This window comes from uncultured Lamprocystis sp. (assembly GCF_903933125.1).
Lineage (GTDB): Bacteria > Pseudomonadota > Gammaproteobacteria > Chromatiales > Chromatiaceae > Thiodictyon.
Genome location: NZ_CAIZIZ010000014.1, coordinates 1 through 2,825, shown reverse-complemented (window position 1 = coordinate 2,825; position 2,825 = coordinate 1). Strand labels below are relative to the sequence as shown.

At 63.8% G+C, this 2,825-nt stretch carries 2 protein-coding genes and 1 pseudogene; all 3 read left to right on the top strand.

The window, feature by feature from the left end; all coding sequences use genetic code 11:
• Nucleotides 1-313: pseudogene (locus tag QZY03_RS00765) on the top strand (DNA helicase); the annotation flags it as partial.
• Nucleotides 313-2,307, top strand: coding sequence for a DUF927 domain-containing protein (locus QZY03_RS00760; RefSeq protein ID WP_295577195.1), 1,995 nt, complete (start codon nucleotides 313-315; stop codon nucleotides 2,305-2,307). The pseudogene QZY03_RS00765 and the gene QZY03_RS00760, both read left to right, overlap by 1 nt.
• Entirely contained in the window at nucleotides 2,297-2,782 is a 486-nt protein-coding gene (locus QZY03_RS00755) for a hypothetical protein (protein ID WP_295577193.1), read from the top strand. The genes QZY03_RS00760 and QZY03_RS00755 overlap by 11 nt, the downstream gene beginning before the upstream one ends.
• Nucleotides 2,783-2,825 lie beyond the last annotated feature (43 nt).

Here is a 2,825-nt window from a genome sequence, read left to right as displayed (position 1 = left end):
GGAGCCCCGGCCCCTGTACCACCTTGACCGGATCGCGGCGCGTCCTGACGCCATCGTCTTAGTCTGCGAAGGCGAAAAGGCGGCTGACGCTGCGGCGGAACTGTTCCCGGAGATGGTCACGACAACGACCATGAACGGCGCTCAGTCTCCGGCGAAGTCTGACCTTCGTCCACTTGAGGGCAGGCGGGTTCGCATCTGGCCGGACGCCGACCAGGCCGGCGCCAAGTATGCCCAAGATGTTGCAGCGCTGGCCTTGGGGGTTGGCGCGGTGTCGGTGGAGCTCCTAGACCTGTCTTTGGTGGGGGCGTCCTGATGTCACAACAGCGCGACTTACCATCCGGATGGGATGCGGCGGACGCTGTGGCGGACGGTTGGACCGCGGCGCGGTTGGCAAAGGTCGCCCGCTGGCTGCCGGTCTCGCCGGCTCCCGCAACCCATCACAACCCTGAGCGATGCCCGGACCTACGCCCTGATACCCGATCAAGGAAAGGCGCGAATGACAACGAAACAACCAAGACCGAGCAAGACGACGCCGAGTCGGTCATTCCCGGCCCGAATGAACTGCCGAGTTCCTTTTATGTCGAGCGCGGGGCAATCGTTTTTCGTAAACCACACGAAGATGGCATCGACGAAAACGGGAAGATCCCTAGAGCGTGGGAGGGGCGGTCGATCTATGTTAGCCCACTGTTTCGGGTGTTGGCTGTAACGCGCGACGAGCGCGGCGACGATTTCGGGCGATTGATTGTGTTTAAGGACCTGGATCAGCGCTACCGGCGTGAGGTCATCATGGACCGGGAGCGGGCGGGCCAAGGGGATGCTCTGCGGGCGCGGCTGGCGGCGGCAGGACTTGAAGGCGCCAATAACCCAGACGCGCGGCGACATTTTAGCGAATTGCTGCGGCGCTGGGCGCCCAAGGCCCGCGCCCGGTCAGTCACCCGCACCGGATGGACGATGGACGGCCTGGCCTTCGTGCTACCTGACAAGGTGCTAGGCCGTCACTCCGAGGACGTGATTCTCGTCACCGAAGGCGAGCGGCCGGCGTTTGGCACTCGGGGCACGCTGGACGAATGGCGGAAGACTGTGGGCGCGTGGTGCGTCGGCAATTCCCGACTCACATTCGCCGTTTCGCTCGCATTCGCGGCCCCGTGCTTGCAGTTGACGGACGCGGAATCTGGCGGTTTCCATCTGGTTGGAAGTTCCGTCGATGCAAGTTCGAGCGGGAAAACCACGGTGCAACGGGTTGCAGCGTCGGTTTGTGGCTCGCCTGAGTATCTCCAGCGGTGGCGCGCGACCGATAACGCCATCGAAGGGTTAGCCGAATTGCACAACGATAGCCTGCTAATCCTGGACGAATTGAACCAGATGGACCCCAAGGCGGCCGGCGAGACCGCGCACATGCTGGGTAACGGTGTGGGGAAGTCGCGGATGGAACGGACGGCCGTGAACCGACCGGTGAAGCGCTGGCGGTTGCTGTTTCTGTCAAGCGGGGAGATTGGTCTTGCCGAACACATGGCCAGCGTTTCGCGCAAAACGCGCGCAGGCCAAGAAGTCCGCATGGCCGAGATACCGGCGGACGCGGGCGCGGGCCTGGGGGTATTCGAGAACTTGCACGGTCACGCCAACGGGGCAGTTTTTGCGGTGGCTCTGAAGGATGCGGCGGCGGCGCACTATGGGCACCCGCTGCTTTCTTTCGTAAATGCTTTGCTGAAGGATCGGGCAGGCATTACCGCAGCGATCAAGCAACACCAAGCCGGCTTTGTCGCGGATGTGCTGCGAGAGGTTGACGCCGCCGGGGGGCAGGTTCGGCGGGTCGCGGCCCGGTTCGGCTTGGTGGCTGTGGCCGGCGAACTGGCGACCCTGGAGGGCATTACTGGATGGCCCGAGGGCGCAGCGTATCAAGCGGCAAAGCGCTGTTTCAATGACTGGTTGGGCGCCCGTGGTGGCGCGGGACCAACGGAGGAACGGGCACTCTTGGCGCAAGTGCGTTTGTTTTTTGAGCGGCACTCCAATCGGTTGCGGTGGAAATCCCGCGTGATGGACGATCATGCTCCCGAAGTGGCGCTGTTAGCGGGATTCAAAGAGCAATTGGCGGACGGGGGAATTGTCTTCTATGTTCTGCCTGAGACTTTTAAACAGGAAGTGATCGCCGGCTTCCATAAGGATGACGCGAATCGGGTGCTTATTCGCAATGGGCTTTTGCGACCGGGATCGGACGGGCGCGCTAGCCAAAAAGTACGGCTTCCGGACCGGCCCACACCGGCCAGGGTTTACGTGTTTCACCTGGACACAATAACAAATGAACCTTGATGCCTTGGCGCGCGTCTTTGCGGGGGTCCCGGACGATGCTCCAGCCGAGCAAGCGGCGCGGGAGGGTCGCGCGGCTGATGCTCGGGGGACTGACGCGCGTCCCGATCCCACGGCGGGGACCATCGAGGGCGAGCCCGGCGCCCGCTGGTACGGCTTCACCGTGGCGGACTTGCAGACGGCGGCCGGGGTTGACTGGCCCGTGATCGCCGACCGGCCGGCGGCTCAGGATGCCTTAGCCTTGTTACTGCGGACCCGTGCCCAGCGGGACCGCGGGGAATGTCCGGATCACTACACCCAAGCGGCCGAGTGTGCGAACTGCGGCCCGGTCCTCTTGTGGGCGAGTGGACTGGCGTATCTGATCGCCTGCCCCTGGTGTGCGGCGACCCGTCCAGGGGTCGCGATTCCGCGGCCGACGGCCGCTCAATTCAACCTCGCGCCAGAAAGAACGCGGGAAAAGCAGGAAGCCAAACGATGAAACGTCACAATCGCCCGAGCCGGGCGGCGCATCTGCGGGTAAT

What these genes read in the sequence shown, in the direction of transcription:
- QZY03_RS00755 (WP_295577193.1), top strand. Translation starts at nt 2,297, where the DNA reads ATGAACCTTGATGCCTTGGCGCGCGTCTTTGCGGGGGTCCCGGACGAT.
- QZY03_RS00760 (WP_295577195.1), top strand. Translation starts at nt 313, where the DNA reads ATGTCACAACAGCGCGACTTACCATCCGGATGGGATGCGGCGGACGCT.